The organism is Pseudarthrobacter sp. 1C304, from assembly GCF_052245515.1.
Classification (GTDB): Bacteria; Actinomycetota; Actinomycetes; order Actinomycetales; family Micrococcaceae; genus Arthrobacter.
The window spans coordinates 13,693-35,749 of sequence record NZ_JBQQCH010000013.1; the positions used below are offsets into that span (position 1 = coordinate 13,693).

23 protein-coding genes are annotated in these 22,057 nt (G+C 68.6%); 7 read left to right on the top strand and 16 right to left on the bottom strand.

Annotated features, from left to right (window positions below):
* Positions 1 to 16 precede the first annotated feature (16 nt).
* Entirely contained in the window at positions 17 to 784 is a 768-nt protein-coding gene (locus tag ACTWQD_RS17600) for a DedA family protein (RefSeq protein ID WP_443197450.1), read from the top strand.
* Between the two features lie 67 nt (positions 785 to 851).
* Here the strand turns inward: ACTWQD_RS17600 and rdgB are convergent, their stop codons facing one another.
* The 6 genes from rdgB to clpS form a co-directional block, all read right to left on the bottom strand.
* Positions 852 to 1,493 (bottom strand): RdgB/HAM1 family non-canonical purine NTP pyrophosphatase, encoded by a 642-nt coding sequence (gene rdgB, locus ACTWQD_RS17605; RefSeq protein ID WP_443197417.1) that lies wholly within the window; start codon positions 1,491 to 1,493, stop codon positions 852 to 854.
* Complete coding sequence (rph, locus tag ACTWQD_RS17610; RefSeq protein WP_443197418.1) at positions 1,490 to 2,248, bottom strand: ribonuclease PH; 759 nt, start codon at positions 2,246 to 2,248, stop codon at positions 1,490 to 1,492. The genes rdgB and rph overlap by 4 nt, the downstream gene beginning before the upstream one ends.
* Before the next feature lie 35 nt (positions 2,249 to 2,283).
* The gene (locus ACTWQD_RS17615; RefSeq protein ID WP_443197419.1) at positions 2,284 to 3,081 is read right to left on the bottom strand and encodes an MBL fold metallo-hydrolase; all 798 of its coding nucleotides are present in this window, start codon (positions 3,079 to 3,081) and stop codon (positions 2,284 to 2,286) included.
* Positions 3,078 to 4,088, bottom strand: coding sequence for a glutamate racemase (gene murI, locus ACTWQD_RS17620; protein WP_443197451.1), 1,011 nt, complete (start codon positions 4,086 to 4,088; stop codon positions 3,078 to 3,080). The genes ACTWQD_RS17615 and murI overlap by 4 nt, the downstream gene beginning before the upstream one ends.
* 118 nt (positions 4,089 to 4,206) lie before the next feature.
* Positions 4,207 to 4,773 (bottom strand): DUF2017 domain-containing protein, encoded by a 567-nt coding sequence (locus ACTWQD_RS17625; RefSeq protein ID WP_443197420.1) that lies wholly within the window; start codon positions 4,771 to 4,773, stop codon positions 4,207 to 4,209.
* Positions 4,766 to 5,128 carry an ATP-dependent Clp protease adapter ClpS gene (clpS, locus tag ACTWQD_RS17630; protein ID WP_443197421.1) on the bottom strand — a complete coding sequence of 121 codons (363 nt, stop codon included), beginning with the start codon at positions 5,126 to 5,128 and terminating at the stop codon, positions 4,766 to 4,768. Before clpS ends, ACTWQD_RS17625 begins: the two co-directional genes overlap by 8 nt.
* 213 nt (positions 5,129 to 5,341) lie before the next feature.
* On the opposite strand from clpS, the gene ACTWQD_RS17635 reads away from it, so the two are divergent.
* From ACTWQD_RS17635 to ACTWQD_RS17645, 3 genes are all read left to right on the top strand, one after another.
* The gene (locus ACTWQD_RS17635; protein ID WP_443197422.1) at positions 5,342 to 6,670 is read left to right on the top strand and encodes a nicotinate phosphoribosyltransferase; all 1,329 of its coding nucleotides are present in this window, start codon (positions 5,342 to 5,344) and stop codon (positions 6,668 to 6,670) included.
* On the top strand, positions 6,670 to 7,365 hold the full coding sequence (locus ACTWQD_RS17640) for an isochorismatase family protein (protein ID WP_443197423.1): 696 nt from the start codon (positions 6,670 to 6,672) through the stop codon (positions 7,363 to 7,365). Before ACTWQD_RS17635 ends, ACTWQD_RS17640 begins: the two co-directional genes overlap by 1 nt.
* Positions 7,366 to 7,509: 144 nt before the next feature.
* Positions 7,510 to 7,857 (top strand): hypothetical protein, encoded by a 348-nt coding sequence (locus ACTWQD_RS17645; RefSeq protein WP_443197424.1) that lies wholly within the window; start codon positions 7,510 to 7,512, stop codon positions 7,855 to 7,857.
* Positions 7,858 to 7,970: 113 nt separating this feature from the next.
* On the opposite strand, the gene ACTWQD_RS17650 is transcribed toward ACTWQD_RS17645, so the two are convergent.
* The 8 genes from ACTWQD_RS17650 to ACTWQD_RS17685 all read right to left on the bottom strand — a co-directional run bounded on the left by ACTWQD_RS17650 (position 7,971) and on the right by ACTWQD_RS17685 (position 17,787).
* Positions 7,971 to 9,758, bottom strand: a complete 1,788-nt coding sequence (locus tag ACTWQD_RS17650) for a DEAD/DEAH box helicase (RefSeq protein WP_443197425.1) — start codon at positions 9,756 to 9,758, stop codon at positions 7,971 to 7,973.
* A 207-nt stretch (positions 9,759 to 9,965) separates the two neighbouring features.
* Positions 9,966 to 10,274 carry a DUF3039 domain-containing protein gene (locus ACTWQD_RS17655; RefSeq protein WP_395940323.1) on the bottom strand — a complete coding sequence of 103 codons (309 nt, stop codon included), beginning with the start codon at positions 10,272 to 10,274 and terminating at the stop codon, positions 9,966 to 9,968.
* Between the two features lie 89 nt (positions 10,275 to 10,363).
* Positions 10,364 to 11,146 carry a glucosamine-6-phosphate deaminase gene (gene nagB / locus ACTWQD_RS17660; RefSeq protein ID WP_443197426.1) on the bottom strand — a complete coding sequence of 261 codons (783 nt, stop codon included), beginning with the start codon at positions 11,144 to 11,146 and terminating at the stop codon, positions 10,364 to 10,366.
* Positions 11,147 to 11,272: 126 nt separating this feature from the next.
* The gene (locus ACTWQD_RS17665; RefSeq protein WP_443197427.1) at positions 11,273 to 12,844 is read right to left on the bottom strand and encodes a transporter; all 1,572 of its coding nucleotides are present in this window, start codon (positions 12,842 to 12,844) and stop codon (positions 11,273 to 11,275) included.
* Positions 12,826 to 13,647 (bottom strand): ABC transporter ATP-binding protein, encoded by an 822-nt coding sequence (locus tag ACTWQD_RS17670; RefSeq protein ID WP_443197428.1) that lies wholly within the window; start codon positions 13,645 to 13,647, stop codon positions 12,826 to 12,828. Before ACTWQD_RS17670 ends, ACTWQD_RS17665 begins: the two co-directional genes overlap by 19 nt.
* A 76-nt stretch (positions 13,648 to 13,723) precedes the next feature.
* Positions 13,724 to 14,824 carry an NADH:flavin oxidoreductase/NADH oxidase gene (locus tag ACTWQD_RS17675; protein WP_443197429.1) on the bottom strand — a complete coding sequence of 367 codons (1,101 nt, stop codon included), beginning with the start codon at positions 14,822 to 14,824 and terminating at the stop codon, positions 13,724 to 13,726.
* Complete coding sequence (locus tag ACTWQD_RS17680; protein ID WP_443197430.1) at positions 14,824 to 15,834, bottom strand: co-chaperone YbbN; 1,011 nt, start codon at positions 15,832 to 15,834, stop codon at positions 14,824 to 14,826. The genes ACTWQD_RS17675 and ACTWQD_RS17680 overlap by 1 nt, the downstream gene beginning before the upstream one ends.
* Before the next feature lie 108 nt (positions 15,835 to 15,942).
* Positions 15,943 to 17,787: a hypothetical protein gene (locus ACTWQD_RS17685; RefSeq protein WP_443197431.1), complete on the bottom strand. Its 1,845-nt coding sequence runs from the start codon at positions 17,785 to 17,787 to the stop codon at positions 15,943 to 15,945.
* Positions 17,788 to 18,162: 375 nt separating this feature from the next.
* Here ACTWQD_RS17685 and ACTWQD_RS17690 point away from each other — a divergent pair, with 375 nt between their 5' ends.
* Positions 18,163 to 19,347, top strand: coding sequence for an AI-2E family transporter (locus ACTWQD_RS17690; protein WP_443197452.1), 1,185 nt, complete (start codon positions 18,163 to 18,165; stop codon positions 19,345 to 19,347).
* 83 nt (positions 19,348 to 19,430) lie between these two features.
* Here the strand turns inward: ACTWQD_RS17690 and ACTWQD_RS17695 are convergent, their stop codons facing one another.
* Both ACTWQD_RS17695 and ACTWQD_RS17700 read right to left on the bottom strand, forming a co-directional pair.
* Positions 19,431 to 20,228, bottom strand: coding sequence for an alpha/beta hydrolase (locus ACTWQD_RS17695; protein WP_443197432.1), 798 nt, complete (start codon positions 20,226 to 20,228; stop codon positions 19,431 to 19,433).
* A 101-nt stretch (positions 20,229 to 20,329) separates the two neighbouring features.
* Complete coding sequence (locus ACTWQD_RS17700; protein WP_443197433.1) at positions 20,330 to 20,698, bottom strand: ATP/GTP-binding protein; 369 nt, start codon at positions 20,696 to 20,698, stop codon at positions 20,330 to 20,332.
* A gap of 68 nt (positions 20,699 to 20,766) precedes the next feature.
* Between ACTWQD_RS17700 and nucS the strand changes: the two genes are divergently transcribed.
* A complete protein-coding gene (gene nucS / locus ACTWQD_RS17705) occupies positions 20,767 to 21,462 on the top strand; it encodes an endonuclease NucS (RefSeq protein WP_443197434.1) in 696 nt (231 codons plus the stop codon).
* 310 nt (positions 21,463 to 21,772) lie between these two features.
* Complete coding sequence (locus ACTWQD_RS17710; protein ID WP_024365900.1) at positions 21,773 to 21,976, top strand: cold-shock protein; 204 nt, start codon at positions 21,773 to 21,775, stop codon at positions 21,974 to 21,976.
* Positions 21,977 to 22,057 lie beyond the last annotated feature (81 nt).

Consider the following 22,057-nt stretch of genomic DNA (forward strand, 5'->3'; position numbering starts at 1 on the left):
GGTGAACCTTTTAGCTTTGAGCGACTTTGCCGTGTCCACGATCGGCGGCGCAGGACCGGTCCAGCCCCAGCTGGCCTCCTTCCTGCCCGACTGGCTGAACCCCCAGGTCTTCCTGGCCGACCCCGCCCTGGCGCCGTGGGTCGTGCTGCTGGTCTGCGGCATCATCTTCGCCGAAACCGGCCTGCTGGTGGGCTTCTTCCTGCCGGGCGACTCCATGCTGTTCACGGCCGGCCTGCTGGTGGCCACCGGCACCATCAAGGTCAACATCTGGGCGTTCATAGCGCTCATCATTGTCGCGGCGATCATCGGGAACCAGGTGGGCTACCTGATCGGTTCGAAGGCCGGCCCGGCCATCTTCAACAAGCCCAACTCCCGGCTGTTCAAGCGCGAAAACGTCGAGAGCGCGCATGCCTTCTTCGAAAAGCACGGCGGCAAGGCCCTGATCCTGGCGCGTTTCGTGCCGATCATCCGGACCTTCGTGCCGGTGATCGTGGGCGTGGCCCAGATGGACAAGCGCAAGTTCTTCTTCTTCAACGTCGTCGGCGCGGTGCTGTGGGGCGGCGGCGTGACCCTGCTGGGCTACCTGCTGGGCGACACCTTCCCGTGGGTGCGCGAAAACCTGGACATCATCTTCATCGTGATCGTCCTCGTCTCGGTCATTCCGATCTTCATCGAGGTCGCCCGCGGCTTCATCGCCAAGCGCCAGTCTGAGAAGTACGGCACGGACATTGTCGAGGAATTCATCGAGGAGCACGAGCCCGAAGAGGAACGCAAGACGCCGTAACTCCCGCTGCGGCGGACAGGCTGAAAAGGAAGCGCCCCACCATGGTGGGGCGCTTCCTTTGTCGGGGCTACCGCCCGGACAGCGCTTCCACGATGGCCGGGAGCAACGCCCGGAACGCGTGCCCGCGGTGGCTGATCGCGTTTTTCTCCTCGGGGCTCAGCTCCGCGCAGCTGCGGTCCAGCCCGCTGGGCTGGAGCACCGGGTCGTAGCCGAATCCCCCGGTCCCGCGGGGTTCCCGCAGCAGCGTCCCCTCCAGCTGCCCGTATTCCACGACTTCCCGGCCCTCGTCGGCGCCGGCGCCGGGCACCGCCAAGGCCGCTGCGCAGACAAAGGCGGCGCCGCGGAACGCGTCCGGCACGTCGGCCAGCTGGTCCAGCAGCAGCCGCAGGTTGGCGGCGTCGTCCCCGTGGCGTCCGGCCCAGCGGGCCGAAAAGATCCCCGGCGCGCCGCCCAGCACATCGACGGCAAGCCCGGAGTCGTCGGCGATCGCCACGAGTCCGGTGGCTTCGGCCACCGCACGCGCCTTGAGCAGCGAGTTCTCGGCAAAGGTCACCCCGGTTTCGACGACGTCGGGGGCGCCAACGGCGCCCGCGTCCACCACCTGGGTGTCGACGTCGAGGCCGGGAACCTGCCCGCGCAGCAGCTCGCGCAGTTCCCGCAGCTTGCCCTGGTTGTGGGTTGCGAGGACCAGCACCGGTGCTGGGGTCACGGGGCTTCCGCCAGGGTTTCGCGCTGGATGGCGGCGAGCTGCTCGGTGCCCATCAGGGCCAGGTCGAGGAGTTTGTTGAGCTCGTCGCGGTCGAACGGTGCGCCTTCGGCGGTGCCCTGCACCTCAACGAACTTGCCGGAGCCGGTGACCACCACGTTCATGTCGGTCTCGGCCCGGACGTCCTCGACGTAAGGCAGGTCCAGCATGGGGACGCCGTCGATGATGCCGACGGACACCGCGGCGATCGTGTCGGTCAGGGGCTGGGCGTTGCGGGCCAGCATCTTGTTCTCGCGGGCGAAGCGGATGGCCTCGGCCAGCGCCACGTAGGCGCCTGTGATCGCGGCGGTGCGTGTTCCGCCGTCGGCCTGCAGGACGTCGCAGTCCAGCACGATGGTGATTTCGCCCAGGGCCTTGGTGTCGATGATGGACCGCAGCGAGCGGCCGATCAGCCGGGAGATCTCGTGGGTGCGTCCGCCGATCTTGCCCTTGACGGACTCGCGGTCGGACCGGGTGTTGGTGGCCCGCGGCAGCATGGCGTACTCGGCGGTGACCCAGCCGCGGCCTTCGCCCTTGAGCCAGCGCGGCACGCCCTCGGTGAGCGAGGCCGTGCACAGCACCCGGGTGTTGCCGAACTCGATCAGGGCCGACCCCTCGGCCTGCTTGGACCAGCCGCGGGTGATGCTGATGGGCCGGAGCTGGTCGGGGGTGCGGCCGTCGGCGCGGAGGATGGGGGCAGTCAGGGCTTCGGAAGTCATGCCTTTAGCTTATCGACCACGCAGGGGGATGGCGTTCAGACGGTGTAGTGCACGCCTGCCACAGCCACGGCCACATGCTGGCCAAAGACGTCCTTGGCTTCCGCCATGACCGTGGTGGGGGACGTCCAGACCGGAATGTGCGTCAGCAGCAGCCGCCGGGCCCCCGCCGCCACCGCGGCCTCCCCCGCCCGCTTGCCGGTCAGGTGCACGTCCTTGATGCCGTCGTCGCGGCCTTCCTCGAACGCCGCCTCGCAGAGGAACAGGTCGGCGTCGCGGGCCGCGTCCTCCAGGCCGCTGCAGGAATCGGTGTCCCCCGAGTAGCTGAGCACACGGGTCGCGGGGAGGCCGTTCTTGTCCGGTACGGTGACCTCCACGCGGAGCGCGTACGCCTCCTCAACGGGGTGGTTCACGGCATAGGGTGTGACGGTGAACGGCCCCATGGTCACCGGCTTGCGCTCGGACCAGTTGCTGAAGTCGAATTCCTCGTGCATCCCCGGATCCAGGTCCAGGCCGTAGGCCGTGGCCATGCGGTCGGCGGTGGCGGCGGGCCCCCACACGGGGATCCTGCCGCGTCCCCAGCCGCCGGGCTTCCAGCGCACCGCGACGTGCAGGCCGCACAGGTCCATGCAGTGGTCCGGGTGCAGGTGCGTGAGGAAGATCGCGTCGATATCCTCCAGATCCGTGTAGCGCTGGATGGCCCCGAGTGCCCCGCTGCCGAGGTCGAGGACGATCTTCCAGTTCCGCTCGCCGTCGTTGGCGGTCAGCAGGTAGCACGACGCCGGCGAGCCGGGGCCCGGGAAGGACCCGGTGCAGCCCACGATGGTCAGCTTCACAGCAGGGGTCCCCCGCCCGCGGGTCCGCCGACGAAGTTGGAGATTCGGGGGCGGCCGGCGCCGGCCTGCGCGGCGGCGATCATTTCCGGCGTGATCCTGGCCAGGCTGCCGGTGGGGTACTGGGCGGCGACGTGGTCCACGTGGCGGACGCTGAGGACCTCAGGGCCGAGGAACCGCCGCGCGAGGTGCTCGAACTGTGCGGCGTCCCCCGTGGCGATGAAGTTGTGCGAGGGTGCGGATGCGTCGGCGCGTTCCAGTCCCCGGGAGGCGAGGGCGCGGTAGACGTCCTTGGCGGTCTCCTCCGCGCTGGAGACGAGGGTGACGTCCTCCCCCATCACATAGGAGATGACGCCGGTAAGCAGCGGATAGTGCGTGCAGCCCAGCACCACGGTGTCCACCCCGGCCGCCTTGAGCGGGGCAAGGTATTCGCGGGCGACGGCCAGCAGTTCCGGTCCCGTGGTGATGCCGGCTTCGACGTACGGCACGAACGCCGGGCAGGCCACCGAGGTGATCTGCAGGTCCGGGGCGGCGGCGAAGGTGTCCTCGTAGGCGCGGGAACCGACGGTGGCCGAGGTGCCGATCACGCCGACGCGGCCGGTGCGGGTGGCGGCGACAGCGCGGCGCACGGCCGGCTGGATCACTTCGATGACGGGAATGCCGTAGCGCGCGGTGTAGCGTTCCCGGGCGTCGCGCAGCACCGCGGCGGACGCCGAGTTGCACGCAATGGTCAGCAGCTTGACGCCGGAATCGACCAGCTCGTCCATCACGCCCAGGGCGTTGGCCCTGACCTCCGCGATGGGGAGCGGGCCGTAGGGCCCGTGGGCAGTGTCGCCGACGTAGAGGATTGATTCGTTGGGCAGCTGGTCAATGATGGACCGTGCCACGGTGAGCCCGCCGACGCCGGAATCAAACACACCAATGGGACGCGATCCCATCTGGCTGACGGTCTGGCTGCTGGCGCTGGTGCTCGCTGGGGAGTCCGCAGCAGCTGCCGCTGCCGGATCCATGTTCGATGCTGAAGTCATGATTATTCGAGGATAGGGCTTAGCTCCGGGTGCGGCCATCACATTGTGTCGTCCGACTCATGTCACCTGTGTCACACGGCATGTCAGATCAGCCCGCAGGTCAGCGGCGCGTATCCAGCGACTGCAGCATCGCCTGGACCAGGGACTCCTGGAGCCACGTGGTGAAGTTGTAGACGAGGGCCAGGTAGCTCTCCACGTCTTCGGCCTGGGACCAGTCCTGCATCAGGTGCACGTGACCGGCGTCCTCGTCGTCCCGGATGTCCAGGCGTTCGGCGAGCACCAGCCGGACGTCGTTGAGCGCGGTGGACCAGTGCCGCGCGTCGGCCGGGGTCAGGACCAGTTCATCCTTGTCCAGCCCGAGCGACGCGGCCTTCAGGGCGCCGATCTTGCTCTCCCGCAGCGACCGCTCGGTGTACCGGCGGAACTCCAGCGCGGCTGCGGCATCGGTCTTCGAGACGCTCGGCAGCAGCCGGCGCAGGGCGCGGTCCTCGGGTTCGCGGGCGTCGGCGTCGAGCCCCACCAGCGCGGCGAGGGGATCCTGGTTGGCCCGTTCCTCCGGCTCCAGCATGGACACGACGTCGTCGAAGAGGCTGCGCAGGAGGTCCCGTTCGGCGGGTTCCAGGTAGCCGGTGATGCCCTTGATGCCGTACTTGAATGCCTTAGCCACGTTTTCCCTTGCCTTTGCCTGAGCCTGCGCCGCCGCCGGCGGACTTCTCCACCGTGGCCCAGAGTCCGTAGCCGTGCATCGCGACGGCGTGCTGCTCCACCTGTTCCTTGCTGCCGTGCGCCACGATGGAGCGGCCCTTCTTGTGGACTTCGAGCATCAGCTTGTTGGACTTCGCCTCGGAGTAGCCGAAGTAGGTGCGGAAGACGTAGCTGACGTAGCTCATCAGGTTGACGGGATCGTTCCAGATCACGAGGTTCCATGGGATGTCCGGGGCGGTCAGGACCTCGGTGGAGGTTCCTGTTCCGGTCTGGGTGCTCTCCTGGGTGTCAGGGCCGAGCGCAACGCTGAGGGTCATCTGTCCATTCTATGGGGAGGACGGGGCCACGCCGGCGAGGGCCCCGCGGCGAAGCGAAGCGAGACGTGGGAGCCGGTGGGTGGGGCCACGCCGGCGAGGGCCCCGCGGCGAAGCGAAGCGAGACGTGGGAGCCGGTGGGTGGGGCCACGCCGGCGAGGGCCCCGCGGCGAAGCGAAGCGAGACGTGGGAGCCGGTGGGGACTAGAGTGAATCCGTGAGTACCTCAGCTGGCTGGGACCGTCCCCGCACGTCCCTGTACACCGACCATTACGAGCTGACCATGCTGCAGGCCGCACTGCATTCCGGCGCCGCCCACCGCAAATCAGTGTTCGAGGCCTTCGCCCGGCGCCTGCCGGACGGCCGCCGCTACGGCATAGTGGGCGGCACCGGCCGACTGCTGGAGGGCCTGGCGGACTTCCGTTTCGGCGACGTGGAAATCGACTTCCTGCGCCGCACCAAGGTGGTGAACGAGGAAACGCTGGAGTACCTGGCCAACTTCTCCTTCTCCGGGGACATCTGGGGTTACGCGGAGGGCGAAGCCTACTTCCCGAACTCCCCCATCCTGATTGTGGAGTCCACGTTCGCCGAGGCCTGCATCCTTGAGACGTACATCCTCTCGATCCTCAACCACGACAGCGCCATCGCGTCGGCGGCCTCACGCATGGTCACCGCAGCGGGCAGCCGCCCGTGCGTGGAGATGGGCTCCCGCCGCACCCAGGAGGAATCGGCCGTCTCCGCTGCCCGCGCGGCCATCATCGCCGGATTCGACAGCACCTCAAACCTGGAGGCCGGGCTGCGCTACGGGCTCAAGACCGTCGGCACGGCGGCGCATTCCTTCACCCTCCTGCACGACTCCGAGCGGGAAGCCTTCGAGGCGCAGATCGCCTCGATGGGCGCCGGCACCGCCCTGCTCGTGGACACGTACGACGTCGAGGCGGCCGTGCGCACCGCGGTCGAGCTGGCCGGTGACAAACTCGGGGCGGTGCGCCTGGACTCCGGCGACCTCGTGGCGCAGGCCCAGTGGGTCCGCCAGCTCCTGGATGACCTCGGCAATGAGCGGACCCGCATCATTGTCACGTCCGACCTCGACGAGTTCGCTATCGCCGCCCTGCAGTCGGCCCCGGTGGATTCCTACGGCGTGGGCACGTCGCTGGTGACCGGCTCCGGAGCCCCGACGGCCAGCATGGTCTACAAGCTGGTCAGCCGCACGGACGACGCCGGCGAGTTCATCCCGGTGGCGAAGGCTGCGAAGAACAAGACCAGCAAGGGCGGGCGCAAGTACGCCCTGCGGAAACTCAACGAGCGCGGTACGGCCACCCAGGAGATCGTCGGGATCGGCCACCGCCCGGAGGACGACGGCAACGACCGGCCCCTGCTGCAGCAGTTCGTCAAAAACGGCGAGCTCCTGCCGGGCTGGACCGGCGCGGACGGAGTGCTGCGGGCACGCCAGCGCCACGCGGACACCATGAAGGAGCTCCCCGCCGTCGTCAACCGGCTGCAGCGCGGCGAGCCGGCAATCCCCACCATCTACGAGGAGAACTGATGTCCCGCGCACTGATCATCGTCGACGTCCAGAACGACTTCTGCGAGGGAGGCACCCTGCCCGTCGAGGGCGGGGCCGAGCTCGCGGGCGCCATCAGCGAATACGTCGACGCCCACCACGGGCAGTTCGACCACATTGTGGCCACGCAGGACTGGCACGTCGATCCGGGCGCCCACTTCGCGGAGAACCCGGACTTCACCGATAGCTGGCCGAGGCACTGTGTGGCCGGGACCCGCGGCGCGGAACTCCACCCGGACCTCGACACGGAGTACATCCAGGCCTACTTCCGCAAGGGCCAGTTCACCGCCGCTTATTCGGGCTTTGAAGGGCTGCTGGCCCCGGACGACGCCGTCCCCACCGGCGACCGGAAACCCGGCGCCATGCCGGTCTCCGCAGGTACCGCCGGCCGCTCCGAAGACGGCGGCGCCGGCGATGCCGGGGCCCCCGGGGGCGACGACGCCCACGGCGAAGAAACTGAGGACGCCATCGGGCTCGACGACTGGCTGCAGAGCCACGACGTCGAGGACGTGGTGGTGGTCGGCATCGCCACCGACCACTGCGTCAAGGCCACCGCTCTCGACGGCGTGCAGGCCGGGTATTCCGTCACGGTCCTGCGGGACCTGACCGTCGCCGTTGCCGGCGATCCCGAGGACGCCATCGCCGAAATGGAACTCGGCGGGGTCGACATCGCCTGACGCGCCCGCGGCTGCCGGCCGGGGCGGAACGCCGCCCGATTGTTGCGGCCAGGGCCCGGCCCGCTGAGCGGAATGCCGTGCCCTCACAGTAGACTCGAAATCCTTGCCAATACCGTCTGACCAGTAGGAACCCCGGAGTACATCATGAAGAAGACCCTTACCGTCCTGATCGCTGCCGGGGCCCTGCTCGGTGCCGCCGGCTGCTCGGCCCCGCAAGACACCACCGAGGAATCCTGCGCCCGGATCCAGACCGTCGGCGCCGGCCCGACCTCCAGCGCGGACAAGGCCGGGATGATCCGTCTCGCCAACAGGCTCCGGCCCATCGAGGCCACGGCGTCCTCCGAGCTGCAGGCTCCGCTGCACTCCATCATCGAGTACCTGGACGCGTCGGCCCAGGAGAACCCGGACACCGCCAAGCTGGAGGAACTCCAGGGCGCATACACCGCCGCGGGCCAGAAGCTCGGCGAGCTCTGCACCGGCGGCGGACAGTAGCGGCACCCCGCAGCGGCGGCAGCCCGTCCTGACGGGCGCTCAGAGAACACGAAAAAGGACCGGGGTTTCCCGGTCCTTTTTCTGCGCCATAAAGCCCGTGGCGGCCCCTGCCGCTACTTCCTGCCGATGAACCAGTCCTGCAGCTTCCGCAGCCGGGTCTGCAACTGCTCCTCGTTGGCCTGCGCCACGGCCGGACCGCCGCAGACGGTCCTGAGCTTGGTGTGGATGACCCCGTGCGGGGTGCCGGTCCGCGCGGACCAGGCTGCGACGTTCTTGGCCAGTTCGGTGCGCAGGTCCATCAGCATGCGGTGGTCCGGGACAGCGGGCCCGGCGGCCGGCGCGGCCGATCCCTGCGGGGCGCGCGCGTTCTTGCGGCTGAGCTGCTCGTGCTGCCGCTGGCGCAGCAGCGTGCCCACCTGTTCGGCGTCGAGCAGGCCGGGAATGCCCAGGAAGTCGAGTTCGTCCTCCGATCCCACCTCGCCGCCGGTGCCGAACTCGCCGCCGTCGAACAGGACACGGTCAAATGAGGCCTGCGAATCCAGCGCCTCAAACTTTCCCTTGGTCAGCGAATCGGAGGCCTTCTCCTCGCGGTTCGCCTCGTCCATCAGCGAGTCTTCCGGGTTGAAGAGGCCGTCGCCGTCCTCCTTCTCCGGGCGGTCCAGGGCGTGGTCCCGCTCCGCCTCCATGGAGTTCGCCAGCGCCATGAGCTGCGGCACCGAGGGAAGGAACACCGACGCCGTCTCGCCGCGCTTGCGGGCGCGGACAAAACGGCCCACGGCCTGGGCGAAGAACAGCGGTGTGGAGGTCGAGGTCGCGTAGACGCCGACGGACAGCCGCGGAACGTCCACCCCTTCGGACACCATCCGCACCGCCACCATCCAGCGCTGGTCCCCTGCCGAGAACTCCTCGATCTTGGAAGAGGCCTTCGCGTCGTCGGAAAGGATGACGGTGGGAGATTGGCCGGTGATCCGCTTGAGCTGCCCGGCGTAGGCGCGCGCGTCCTCGTGGTCTGTCGCGATGACCAGCCCGCCGGCGTCGGGCACTGTCCGGCGGACCTCGCTCAGGCGCTTGTCCGCACCGGCAAGCACCGCGGGAATCCACTCGCCGGTCGGGTTCAGGGCGGTCCGCCAGGCCTGCGACGTGATGTCCTTGGTGACAGCCGCTTCGCCCAGGGAGGCCGCCATCTCCTCCCCGCCGCTGGTGCGCCAGCGCATCTGGCCGGAATAGGCCATAAACATCACCGGACGGACCACGTGGTCCCGGAGCGCCTTGCCGTAACCGTAGGTGTAGTCCGCCTTGGAGCGCCGGATGCCGTCCCGGTCCTCCGCGTACTCCACGAACGGGATCGGCGAAGTATCGGAACGGAACGGGGTACCGGTGAGCGAGAGCCGCCGCGCCGCGGGCTCGAAGGCCTCACGGAGCCCGTCGCCCCAGGACAATGCCTCGCCGCCGTGGTGGATCTCGTCGAGGATGACCAGCGTGCGGGCCGCCTCGGTTTTCGCCCGGTGCAGCATCGGTTTGCTCGCCACCTGCGCGTACGTGACCGCGACGCCGATGAATCCGCGGCCGTGCTGGCCGTCGGCGTTTTTGAAGTTGGGGTCGATGGCGATACCCACCCGCGCGGCAGCGTCCGCCCACTGCCGCTTGAGGTGGTCCGTGGGCGCCACGATGGTCACCCGGTTCACAAGGTTGGCCTCGATCAGCATGGAGGCCACCCGCAGCGCGAAAGTGGTCTTGCCGGCGCCGGGGGTTGCCACCGCCAGGAAGTCCTTGGGGTGCGTGGAGAAGTAGCGGTCCAGTGCCTCCTGCTGCCAGGCGCGCAGTTTCGGGGCGGTGCCCCACGCTGCCCGCTCGGGGTACGCGGGAGGCAGTACCGGGCCGCCAAAGAGTGTCTCTGTCATTTAGGTGCCTCCATTGCGCGCACTGCAACCGCTGACGGGGGAACCCACATAAGCACAAAAACACCAATCTTTTTCGGATGATCCGTAAGCAGTCACCGGCCAGCACGGGCCGGGCATCATTCACCGGGAGGGCAGCGCCCGCCGGGTCGTCAGGCGCGTGGCACTGCGGACGCGCCGTGCCGGCACGTCCCTGCCGCGCGGGTGGCGTTACTTGTCGCCGGAGCCCTTGCCGCCGTCGTTGCCCGGGCGGAGGCCGTCGTAGACCTCTTTGCATTCGGGGCAGACCGGGAACTTCTTGGGATCGCGGCCCGGCGTCCAGACCTTGCCGCACAGGGCGATGACAGGCTCGCCGGACAGCGCGGATTCCATGATCTTTTCCTTGCGCACGTAGTGCGAGAAGCGTTCCCGGTCACCGGGTTCGACTTCCTGGCGCAGTTCCTCGCGCTCGATGGTGGCCGTCGACGTCCCGGCACCGGAGAGCTCGCGCATCGGGTCGTTTTCGAGAGGATCGGTCATGCTGTTCATGGGTCCCATCTTAGCCGCTGGAGCCGGCGCTTTTGGGACGCAGCCGCGGCGGCCCGACGTCGGGAAGGCAGGTTTGCGTGCTAGAGCTCCTGCCATGAGGGCTTGTTCTCGTAGCTGTGCCGGTAGTAGTCGGCGAGCCGCAGCGACGACGCCGCAGCCTCGTCCACCAGCACCGTGGCGTGCGGATGCAGTTGCAGGACGGACGCCGGGCAGATGGCGGCGAGTGGCCCTTCCACCAGGTCACGGACCGCCGTCGCCTTCTGCGCGCCCGTGGCGATAAGGATCACATGGCGGGCCGCCAGGATGGTTCCCAGGCCCTGGGTCACCACGTGGTGCGGAACCTTGGACAGGCTGCCGAAGAACCGCGCATTGTCCCGGCGTGTCTGCTCGATCAGGGTCTTGATCCTGGTCCGCGAGGCCAGCGACGAACCCGGCTCGTTGAAGCCGATGTGGCCGTCGGTGCCAACACCCAGCAACTGCAGGTCCACTCCCCCGGCCGCGCGCATGGCGTCCTCGAACGCCCGGCAGGCGTCCGGGACGTCCGCCGCGGCGCCGTCCGGGCAGTGCACGTTCGCCGGGTCGATGTTCACCCGCTCGGTGAATTCCCGCTTGATCACCTCGCGGTAGGATTCCGGGTGGCCGTGGGGCAGTCCCACGTATTCGTCCAGGGTGAAGGCGGCCACGCGGCTGAAGTCCAGGCCCGCCCGTTCGTGCCGCAGCGCCAGCTCGTCGTAGACCGGCAGCGGCGACGAGCCGGTGGCCAAGCCCAGGACGGCAGCGGGCTTGCGCCGCAGCAGCGCCTCCACAGCGCCGGCCGCCAGCGCGGCGATTGCCTTGTTGCCGGACAGAATGACGACTTCCATGGCCCTGCCTCCACGTGTGCCGCGCCCTTTGGCGCCGGTGACTGGCCTGTTCCCCCGGTTGGAACCAAGCCTAGTGGCAGGGTATCCCAGTCCCGGCCGCCGCGCCCGGGTCAAAGTGCGCCCGGGTCAGCGGTTGACGGCCAGTTCGGCGAGGAGCTCCGGCCCGCGGGCATCGAGCCATTTGCCGCCCAGCCGCACGCCGGCGGTGAACAGCACCAGCCCCAGGACAGGGCCCAGCACCAGGTTGATCCAGCCGGGAACGGCACTTCCGGTCACGAACTGCGCCACCATCAGCGCCGCCTCGGGGGCAACCAGCACCAGGAGCACCGCCATGCCGCCCAGCTGCACCGCCATGGTCTGCGCCACGTTGCCGGGCGGTTTCTTGAAGGGGCTGTCCCCCGGGAGGGGCACCGCAACCGTGTAGCGGGCCGACACCACCGAGGAGAGCCCCATCCCGCTGAACAGGACACCCAGGGACAGTCCCAGCACGCCCGGCAGGAGCTGCCAGTCCGCACCGAACAGGAACGGCAGGACGCAGAGCGCCAGCACCACCGGAACGGCAAAAGCAAGGCACGCCACGGACCGGCCCAACCGGTCATGGACACCCCTGACCCCCGTGGCGAGGTGCAGCGCGAACGCGGTGTTGTCGTAGGAGACGTCGGTTGAAATGGACCAGGCCAGCAGGAACGCTGTCACCGGGCCGATAAAGAGCAGCAGGCCGTAGGTCCCCGTCTGGGCTGCCTGGAACAGCAGCAGCACCGGCAGCAGCGGGATGACCACCAGGGTGCCCGCGTACCGGGGGTCCCGGACCCAGTAGCTCAGCGACCGGGCGGCAACAGCGCCCGTGGGCGTCGCCGGGAAAAGCCGGAAGAAACCCAGCCCGCCGGATTTCTTCTTGGCAGTGCCGGCGAAGGGCGGCGTGACGAGCGCCCGCTGCAGCAGCAGCTTCCAGCAGAATCCGAGGCCGGCAAGCGTGGCCACGGCGATCAGGAACTTCAGGCCAGCGGCGCCGTAGTTGCCCATGGCCATGTCCCCGCCGAGGGCCCATGCGGCCCCGGCCGGGGTCCAGGACAGCGTACGGGCCAGGGCGGGCAGGAAGTCCCCGGACCGGGCAATCCCCTCAGAGACGCCCGCGACGATCGGGCCCATGAGGATCAGGGGAATCAGGAAGATGATGGCGCTGGCGTCCTTGAAGCGGCGCGAGCTGGCAAGCCCGGCCGTGGCCGTGGTGGCCACCTTGGACAGCACAACGCAGCTCAGGACGCCGAGGACCGCGCCCACCAGCGCACCGCCGGCTGCGGGGAGGCTCCGGGACCAGGTCCCCACGGTGCCGAGCGCCACCAGGGTGGTCGCGATCCCCGGAATGCCGATCAGTCCGCCGAGCGCCAGTCCCGCCAGCAGCTGCGGCATCGGCACGGCGAAGGTGGTGAAACGTGCCGGGTCCAGGGTCATGTCGGAGGCCGCGGCAGCTACCGGGATGACGGCCCATCCAAGCAGCGCGGCGGCACCGCCCAGCACCACCACCGTGTGCGCAAGGTCCGCGTCCGCCCCGCGAAGGAAAAGCAGCCCCGTGAACACGAGCCCCACAAGGCCCAGCGCGTAGAGAACGCCGATGCCGAGGCCCACCAGCTGCCAGGGGCTGCGCCGGACGCTGTTGCGCAGGAGGGTCAGCTTGAGCCTTAGAAGGTGCGCAACCATTCCAGCCCCTCCGTCTGGTTGCGCCCGCCGACCAGCTGGACAAAGCGGTCTTCGAGGGACTCGCCCGCGCGGACCTCATCGACCGTCCCGGCGGCGAGCAGGCGGCCGGCGGCGACGACGGCCACGTGGTCGCACATCCGCTGGACCAGGTCCATCACGTGGCTGGAGACGATCACCGTTCCACCCGAGGCCACGTAGCGGTCCAGGATGTCGCGGATGTTGGCGGCGGACACGGGGTCCACGGATTCGAACGGTTCGTCGAGCACCAGGAGCCGGGGCGCGTGGATCAGCGCCGAGGCAAGGGCGATTTTCTTGGTCATGCCGGCGGAGTAGTCCACCACCAGCGTGCCGGCGTCGGCGCCCAGGTCCAGGGCCGCGAGCAGCTCCTTGACCCGTTCGGCCACCACGGCTTTGTCCATGCCGCGCAGCAGCCCGGCGTAGCTCACCAGCTGCTCGCCGGTCAGCCGGTCAAAAAGCCGCACGCCGTCGGGCAGGATCCCCATCAGCTTCTTGGCTTCCAGCGGCCGCTTCCAGACATCCACGCCGTGCACAAACGCCGTGCCGAACTCGGGCCGCAGCAGGCCGGTGGCCATGGACAGCGTGGTGGTCTTGCCGGCCCCGTTCGGGCCGACGATGCCGAAGAAGGACCCCGCGGGAACGTCCAGGCTGATGCCGTCGACGGCGATCTTGCCGCCAAAGCGCTTGGCCAGCCCGCGCAGGGCCAGTGCCGGAACGGACGGTGCCGGAACAGGCCTGCCCGGCTGGTCTCCAGGGGCCTGCGGGTGCGGTTGCTCAAAAGTCATGTCGTTAGACTAACCGCCGCCGTGCGCGGAAAGGGTCGTCCGCAAGGCGTACCCCTGCAGGCCGATGCAGCCCCCTTTAGAAGGAGTGGCGGGGAACCGCGCGTTCGTACTGCGGGGGCCAGGCCAGGTCGTGGCCGAGTTCGAACGCGGCCCGGAGCCACCAGTGGGGGTCGCGCAGGGCGGCGCGGGCGATAAAGACGCCGTCGGCCTGCCCGGTGGCCACAGCGTGCTCGGCCTGGCCGGCGGAGGTCAGCAGCCCCACCGTCCCGGTCCGCACGCCGGTTTCCCGCCGGATCCGCGCAGCAAAGCCGGTCTGGTACCCGGGACCGACAGGAATCTGCTGGTGGGCCACGGCACCTCCGCTGGAGACGTCCACCAGGTCCACCCCGTGGTCCGAGGCTGCCCGGGCCAGGCGCACCGAGGCCTCGGCATCGATGCCGCCCTCGGCCCAGTCCGAGGCCGAGATCCGCAGCAGCAGCGGCATGGAATCAGGAATGACGTTCCGCACGGCATCCACCACCGCGAGGGTCAGCCGGTTCCGGCCGTCCTCGTCACCGCCCCAGCGGTCGGTGCGCTGGTTCACGAGCGGGCTCTGGAACTGGTGCAGAAGGTACCCGTGGGCGCCGTGGATCTCGACCGTGTCGAAGCCGGCCTCTACGGCCCGTTCCGCGGCGGCGGCGAAATCTGCGATCACGCCGCCGATCTCCTCTTCCGTCATCGCCGACGGGGCGTCATAGCCGTCGAAGGCCGAGGTTCCGGGACCCACTGTCGGCCAGCCGCCGTCGCCGGCAGGCACCGTGCCCGTCCGGCCGGAGAACGGCCAGTAGGAGGACGCCTTCCGGCCGGCATGGGCGAGCTGGGTGCCGATCTTGGCCTCGGCCGGACCGTGCCGGTGTACAAAGGAGGTGATCCGTTGCCACGCCTCCGCCTGGTGGTCGTTGTACAGGCCGGCGTCCCGCGGGCTGATGCGGCCGGCGGCGTTGACGGCGGCCGCCTCGGTCAGGATCAGGGCTGCACCTCCGGCAGCGAAGGAGCCCAGATGCATCAAATGCCAGTCGTTGGGGACCCCTTCCCCCGTCTCCGGCTCACAGCTGTACTGGCACATGGGTGACACCCAGCCGCGGTGCTGCAGGTGCAGGGAACGCAGTTCCAGCGGCTTGAAGAGCGCCGAACCCATCAGAAGAGAACCCGGGCGAGGTTCTGGCGCGCCTTCGCGACGCGTTCATCCGTGGCGCCCACGACGTCGAACAGCTCCAGCAGGCGCACCCGTGCGGTTTCCCGTTCCGGGCCGAAGTTGCGGCCAATGAACGCAACGATCCGGCCGAGCCCGTCCTCGACGTGTCCGCCGGCGACGTCAAGGTCCGCCACCGCCAGCTGCGCCTCCAGGTTGTCCGGTTCACCGGCAGCCCGCTGGCGGAGCGCCTCTGTGTCCGCGGCGGCGAGCGGCTGGAGCCGGTCCATCAGCTCCACCTGGGCCAGCCCGGCCTTGGCCTCGGCGTCGGCCGGCATCTCCAGCAGCGCCTGCCGGTAGGCTTCCGCGGCCGCCGCGTAGTCCCCGGCCTCGATCGCGTCGAACGCCATCTGGTGCAGGGGCGGCAGCGGCGGCGCCTCAGGCTCGGCCGCACCCGGCCCGCCCGCGCCGATCCGGCCCGTCACGCCGTTGGCGGCGGCGACCTTCAGCAGTTCATCCAGCAGGCTGCGCACCTGCGCCTCCTCGGCACCGCCCTGGAACAACGGCACCGGCTGGCCCTTCACGAGGGCCACGGCGGTCGGCACGGCCTGGACCTGGAAAGCCTGGGCAAGCTGCGGGAAAACGTCGACGTCGGCAGCGCCGAGCACCAGCTGGCCGCCGTAGCTGTCCACAATTCCCTCAAGGACATCCACCAAAGCCGCGGATCCGGGCGAGTAGGCCGCCCAGAGCGCGACGACCACCGGAACCTGTGCCGAGAGCTCCACCAGTTCCTGGAAATTGGCTTCCGTGATGTCCACCCGCAGCGGACGCCCGGCGCCGCCGTTGCCTGCGCCGGGCTCACCCGGGGTGCCGGGCGTGCCCGGCACTCCGGCCGGGCCGGAGCCGGCCGGCGGGGCCGCGGGTCGCTGTTTCAGGGCGGAGAGGTCGACGGCGCCCCGCAGGTTAAGCGGGTTGGCGGCAGCAGGCGGGACCGGGCGGGAAGCTGGCGAAGTCATGGTTCCACTCTAGCCACTCCGGCCCGCGCCGGTGCCACTTTGAACAGCGGCCGGACAGCAGAAGGGACCCGGCCGTTCGGCCGGGTCCCTTCTGCTGGTGCTGGTCTGCTACTTGAAGCTGGCCCCCGTGAGGCCGCGGGTGGCGGCCACGAGCTTCATGGGGTCCTGGGACCCTGCCGGCGGGATGTAGACGGCCACGGACTCGGCGAAGTTGAGCACCATTCCGGTGCTGGTCTCCTTGCCGCCGGCCAGTGCCGCTGCATCGTCACCAATGGTCAGCTTGTCACCGGAGGCCTTCGGGGTGCCGTCGAACGCGAAGTCGAGGCGGCCCAGGGCCAGCGCCCCGCCGTCGGCGGTCCGGAACACCGCAATGCTGTCCGGGACCGCCTTGTGGGTGAAGGAGAAGGTGCCGTTGACGCCCGAGGTCACAACATCCGACTGGTAGGCCAGCGTGTCAGCGATGTACGGGGACGATTCACCTTCGGCGAGCTTGTCCTTGAAGGCGGAATCGGCGGAGTTCAGCCGGTCACCCAGAATGTTCAGCGCTTCCTCGCCGCTGTAAAGCAGCCCCGACTTGTCCCCGGGCGCTACCGTTTCCGTGCCGCCGCGTGCGATCCCCGGGAAGGTGGTCCCGGGCTGCAGGGGGGTGGTGAGGACCAGTTTGTAGTTGTCCCGCGGGGACGCCTGGGTGAGGGTGAGCAGCTGCGGAACCACGTTGCCCTCGCCCTGGGTGACGGCCATGACCGTGCGGGGCCAGCTGCGCTTGTCGGTCACCACGGTGGTGAGGAGCTTCGTGGCACGCACCGGCATCCGGGCTTCGTAGGACCCCACCTGGGACCTGATCTTGTAGTTCTGCGTGCGGACCTCGAGTTCGGGCCCGGCCACACGGGGTTCAAGCTTGCTGGCGTCCTTGGCTGCGTCGCCAGCGTCCACCGCGCTGGCCACCTGCTCCAGGATGCGCCGGAACTGCGCGTCCACCAGGACAGGTGACGCCGGGGCCTGCTCCGCGGCCGCCGACGACGTTGCGGGCGCGGGGGCCGGAGTCTGGCTCGCCTGGGCCGCAACGCCGCTGCCGGCGACGGCCGTGGCGGTCAGCACGGCCACCACGGCTCCGGAACGCCGTAGGCGCTGCGCCACGGTGGCCGGGGCGGCAACGGACTTCTCGGCGGTGTCCGTCGGGACAGTCTTCGAGGGTGAAGTGGTTGCGGTGCCCGTGTTCGACGGCGACGTAGCAGGCGCCGTTGTGGTCGGGACCGAAGCGGTGGGCGCGGAGGTGGTGGCAACCGGAGCGGCCTTGGAGCCTGTGTTGCCGCCGGCTGGACCGTTGCCTGCACCGCGACCGGCGCCGGACTTCGGCTTCAGCACCAGGAGGGCAACGCCGGCCAGCAGCAGCAGGCCGCCAAGCACCATGAGGGGAATGGCCCACGGCGTGGAGGTGTCGTTCGGGAACGTCATGGTGATCTCGGAGGGCGCAGGCTTGGTACCGTCGGCTGCAAGCAGCAGCGACCAGTCGCCGTCGGCCGGTGCGGTCCAGTTGTACTTCAGCTCACCGCTGGCGTTCTCGGTGCTGACCCACAGGTCCGAACCGGCCGGCGAAGGCGCGGCGGCCTCCCCGTCGGCGTGCGTCAGCTGCAGCTCCTTGCCGTCCTCGGAGACGCCGGAGACGGTGTTGTGCGCGGTCTGTCCAACCCAGGCATCGACGTCGTCCGGGCGCCCGGTGGCCAGCATAAAGCTGCCCTCGCCCTTGACGGTGATGGTCACTGTGCCGTCCTGCATGGTGCGGAGCTTCTCGTCGAACACGGTCAGCGGCGCGGCGGTGCCCGCGGGGGCGGTGGCGGTCACGGTTTCGGCCGGAGCCCAAAAAGTCTTCTGGCCTATTCCTGCCAGTAGTGTCAGGAGGCCGAGCAGCACGAGGGCAACTGCAGTCTTGAAACGCAAAATATTACCTATCATCAGCGGACACTTAGCTTCAATAGTAACCGTTTTGTTACCACAGAGTCAGATCGGGCCCGTTGTCAACCCCTCCCGGCGCACGTTCGGGAGCCTCCTCACCGCGCCAAAACAAGCCTGCTGATAGTGTTTGCGGTGATCATCACACCGGGGCCGTGACCGCCGCTCCGACGGAAATACTCTCAAGAAATAAGGGCCTTCAGCGCAGTGACCGGACACACGGATTCGTCCGCAGCAGGACAGGACACCCCTGGACAGGAAAACACAGGACAGGACACCCCTGGACAGGACGCAACAGCACAGGCAGAAAGCCTCGGGCCCGGCACGGCGGACGGTGCGCAGAAGCACGTTTCCCCGCGCCGCGCGGCCCTGGCCGGGATGCTGAACTCAATGGCCCACCGCCTGCGCCAGCCCCTTCCGGGGGCCCAGCCCCGGATCCGCTTCGAGATGCCCCCGGAGCAGGATGATGACGAACTGACTCCGGAGACCGAGTCCGGCACCCGCTTCGGCAATCCGGGCCCGCGGATGTCCTCCCAGCACCCCCTCTACGTCGGCTTCATGGGCACAGTCGGCGTCGGTGTGGCCCTGCTGGTGTACTGGATCGGCTCCAACACCACGCAGCTGATCCTCTGGATTGTGGCAGCGCTCTTTATTGCCCTGGGCCTGGACCCGGTGGTGCGCTGGCTCGAAGGCAAGAAGTTCCCGCGCGCCGCGGGCATCGTGGTGGCCGTTTCCACCCTCGCGCTGGGGGTTGCGGCCTTCTTCGCCACGCTGATCCCCACGATCGTCCAGCAGGTCACCCAGATTGTCGAGGAGGCGCCGCGCTGGATCACCGACTTCATCAACTCCGATTTCTTCCGCAGCATCGACGACCAGTACGGGGTGCGGGAGCGCATCACCCAGGAGCTGGAAAAGTTCGTCAACAACCCTGAGGCAATGGGGGGCATCTTCGGCGGTGTTGTGGGGTTCGGCTCCACCGTGGCCAACGGCCTGTTCGGCGCGCTGATCGTGCTGGTGCTGAGCCTGTACTTCCTGGCGGCCCTGCCGGCCATGAAGAAGTGGGGCTACCGCCTGGCACCGCGGTCGCGCCGGGCGCGGGTCGAGGCCCTGTCGGAGGAAATCACCGGGTCCGTGGGCAACTACGTGATCGGCCAGGCCGTGGTCGCCCTGGTGAATGCCACCTTCGCCTTCATCGTGATGTCGATCGTCGGCGTCCCGTTCGCCGTGCTGCTGGCTTTCGTCGTGGCGCTGCTGGCATTCATTCCGCTGGTGGGCGGCCTGATCGCCGGCGTCATCGTCACGCTGATTGCCCTGACGGCGGGCTGGCAGACCGCCGTCGCCTATGCCGTCTGCTACTTCGCCTACCTGCAGTTCGAGGCGTACTTCATCTCGCCGCGCATCATGCAGAAGGCCGTCGCGGTGCCCGGTGCCGTCGCGGTCATCTCGGTGATCGCCGGCGGCAGCCTGCTGGGCGTGCTGGGCGCACTGATCGCCATTCCCACCGCGGCCGCGATCATGCTCCTGGTCAAGGAAATCTTCATCGTCCGGCAGGACAAGCACTAGCGCATTTACTGCTGCACAAGCGGACAGCCGCTGCGTGGATCCACGCAGCGGCTGTCTGTTTTCGTGCGTTTTGCGGTATGTGCTCAGGCGTGCGCTGTGGCCACCGGGCCGGTCCATTCGTGCGGGAGTCCCGCGCCGGAGCCGCCCGGCAGAACTTCGGCGACGATCTCGTCAAGCACCCGCCCGGCGTACTTCTCCCCCACCCACAGGTGCTTGGCACCGTCCACGCCCACTACGCTGGCCCGCGGCACCACGCGGAAGCGCTCCGCGGCCTCGGCCGGCTGGAGGTAGTCGTCGTGCTCGGGAACCAGGACCTTGAGCGGCTTCCCGGCGGCCGCCCACTCCTTCAGGTGGACCTCCGTGGCCCGGTGCAGCGGGGGTGAGAGCAGGATGGCGCCCTCCACCTCGGAGGCCACCGGTTCGGAGGCCCCGTACATCAGCGCGAGCTCGGTGCCGAAGGACCAGCCCACCAGCCAGCGGTTCGGCAGGCCGCGGTCGACGGCGAACTTCACAGCCGCCTCGACGTCCAGCCGCTCCCCGATGCCCTCCTCAAACGTTCCGTCGCTGGTCCCCCGCGGCGAGGCGGTGCCGCGGGTGTTGAACCGGAGCACGGCGATTCCGGCCAGCGCCGGCAGCCGGTAGGAGGCTTTCCGGTAGACGTGTGAGTCCATGAAGCCGCCGTGGGTCGGCAGCGGATGGAGGGTGATCAGGGTGGCCTTCACCTCGCCAGATTCCGGCAGTGCCAGTTCGCCGACGAGCCGGTGCCCGTCGTCGGTGCGGAGCTCCACGTTTTCGCGGCGGGCCGGAAGGACGGTGGAGGCCCGGATCGAGGTGGGGGCGGAAGGCTGGCTGAAGACGTACGACGCCGGGTCAAAACTCATGCGTCCAGCTTAGCGAAAGCAACGGGCGCGCCGGATTTCGCAGTAACAGCAGTGCAGTGGCTGCAGGGCAGTAGCAGCACACCGCAGAACCGGCAGGGCACTCAGCGGTACCGGTAGCTGCGGGAGGTCCAGCAGTTGCTGTGCCAGTGCCGCCGCTCGGCAAGACCTGCCGCGGCGCCAAAGAGATGGTCCTCGGACCACACCACCAGGTGGGCCACACCGGGGAGCACTGCCGTGGAACAGCCCGGGCAGATATAGGTCTTCTCGGCACGGCCGGCGGTGATGGGCCGGACGGACCACTCCCCGTCCGGCGCACTTTCACGGCGCGCGAACCCCGAACGTGCGCGTTCCAGGTCCAGTTCCGGCGCAGGGCCGCCCTTCGCGCCGGGCCGCAGTTTCTTGCCAGAGCCGGCGTTGCCGGAGCCTGCCCGCCCTGCGGCGGCTCGGCGGGGGCGGTTGGAACGGGGCATGGTTCCATTCTGCCCCAGGCGGGATGCCACCGTGACCCCGCGGCCCCGCAGACGGTAGTGTTGACCGGGTGCGTTTAGTCATAGCCCGCTGCTCCGTTGATTATGTCGGTCGGCTCAAAGCCCATCTTCCGCTTGCCACCCGGCTCCTGCTGGTCAAGGCCGACGGCTCCGTCCTGGTCCACTCCGACGGCGGGTCCTACAAGCCGTTGAACTGGATGAGCCCCCCGGCCTCTTTGCGCGTGTCCACGCCGGATGAGGTGGATGTCGAGGTCGGCGTGATCGAACAGTGGACCGTCCAGTCGGCCAAGACCGACGACCGGCTGATCATCAACATCCATGAGCAGATTCACGACACCTCGCATGAGCTGGGCCAGGATCCCGGACTGATCAAGGACGGCGTGGAGGCGGACCTGCAGCGCCTGCTGGCCGACCAGATTGAGCTCCTGGGCGCCGGCTTCTCCCTCATCCGCCGCGAATACTTCACCGCCATCGGCCCGGTGGACATCCTCGCCCGGGATGACAAGGGCGCCACCGTGGCCATTGAGCTCAAGCGCCGCGGCGACATCGACGGCGTCGAGCAGCTCACGCGCTACCTTGAACTGCTCAACCGCGACCCCCTCCTGGCGCCGGTCCGCGGGATCTTTGCAGCCCAGCAGATCAAGCCGCAGGCCAGGGTCCTCGCCAACGACCGCGGCATTGACTGCGTCACCCTCGACTACGACGCCATGCGGGGCGTCGACGACGTCGAATCCCGGCTTTTCTGACGCAATTTCACTGCCCGCAGGAGCTCAGCGCCGCCAGTAAATGCACTGCCGGAAGCGTTCATCGATTCTTTGTACAAAATTTATGCCAATTATGTGCCGCACCCGTTGACCAGCGCCAACGGGCATGAAATTCTAATACCAGTCTTTGTGTAGGTGTTTTTTCATGCTCGCAAGACATGTTGCGAGCGTGAAGCGCCTGCCGCCGAAGCCCGGAATCCCCGGTCCCACAGCCAAGGTTCTTCTCGCGGAGTGACCAAGTGCGGCACGAAGTGTGCCGGACTTAAACAGAATCCATAATGAGGAGAAATACATGGCACAGGGAACTGTGAAGTGGTTCAACGCTGAAAAGGGCTTCGGCTTCATCACCCCGGATGACTCCGATGGCGATGTCTTCGTTCACTACTCTGAGATCCAGACCGGCGGCTTCAAGACCCTCGACGAGAACGCCCGCGTTCAGTTCGAAATCGGCCAGGGCGCCAAGGGCCCCCAGGCTACCGGCGTCACGCTGGTCTAGTACCTGCAAGAAATGATCCCCGGTGCTTATGCCGGGGATCATTTTTTTGCCCTCCGGAGTTTATCGGGCAAACTGCCTGCG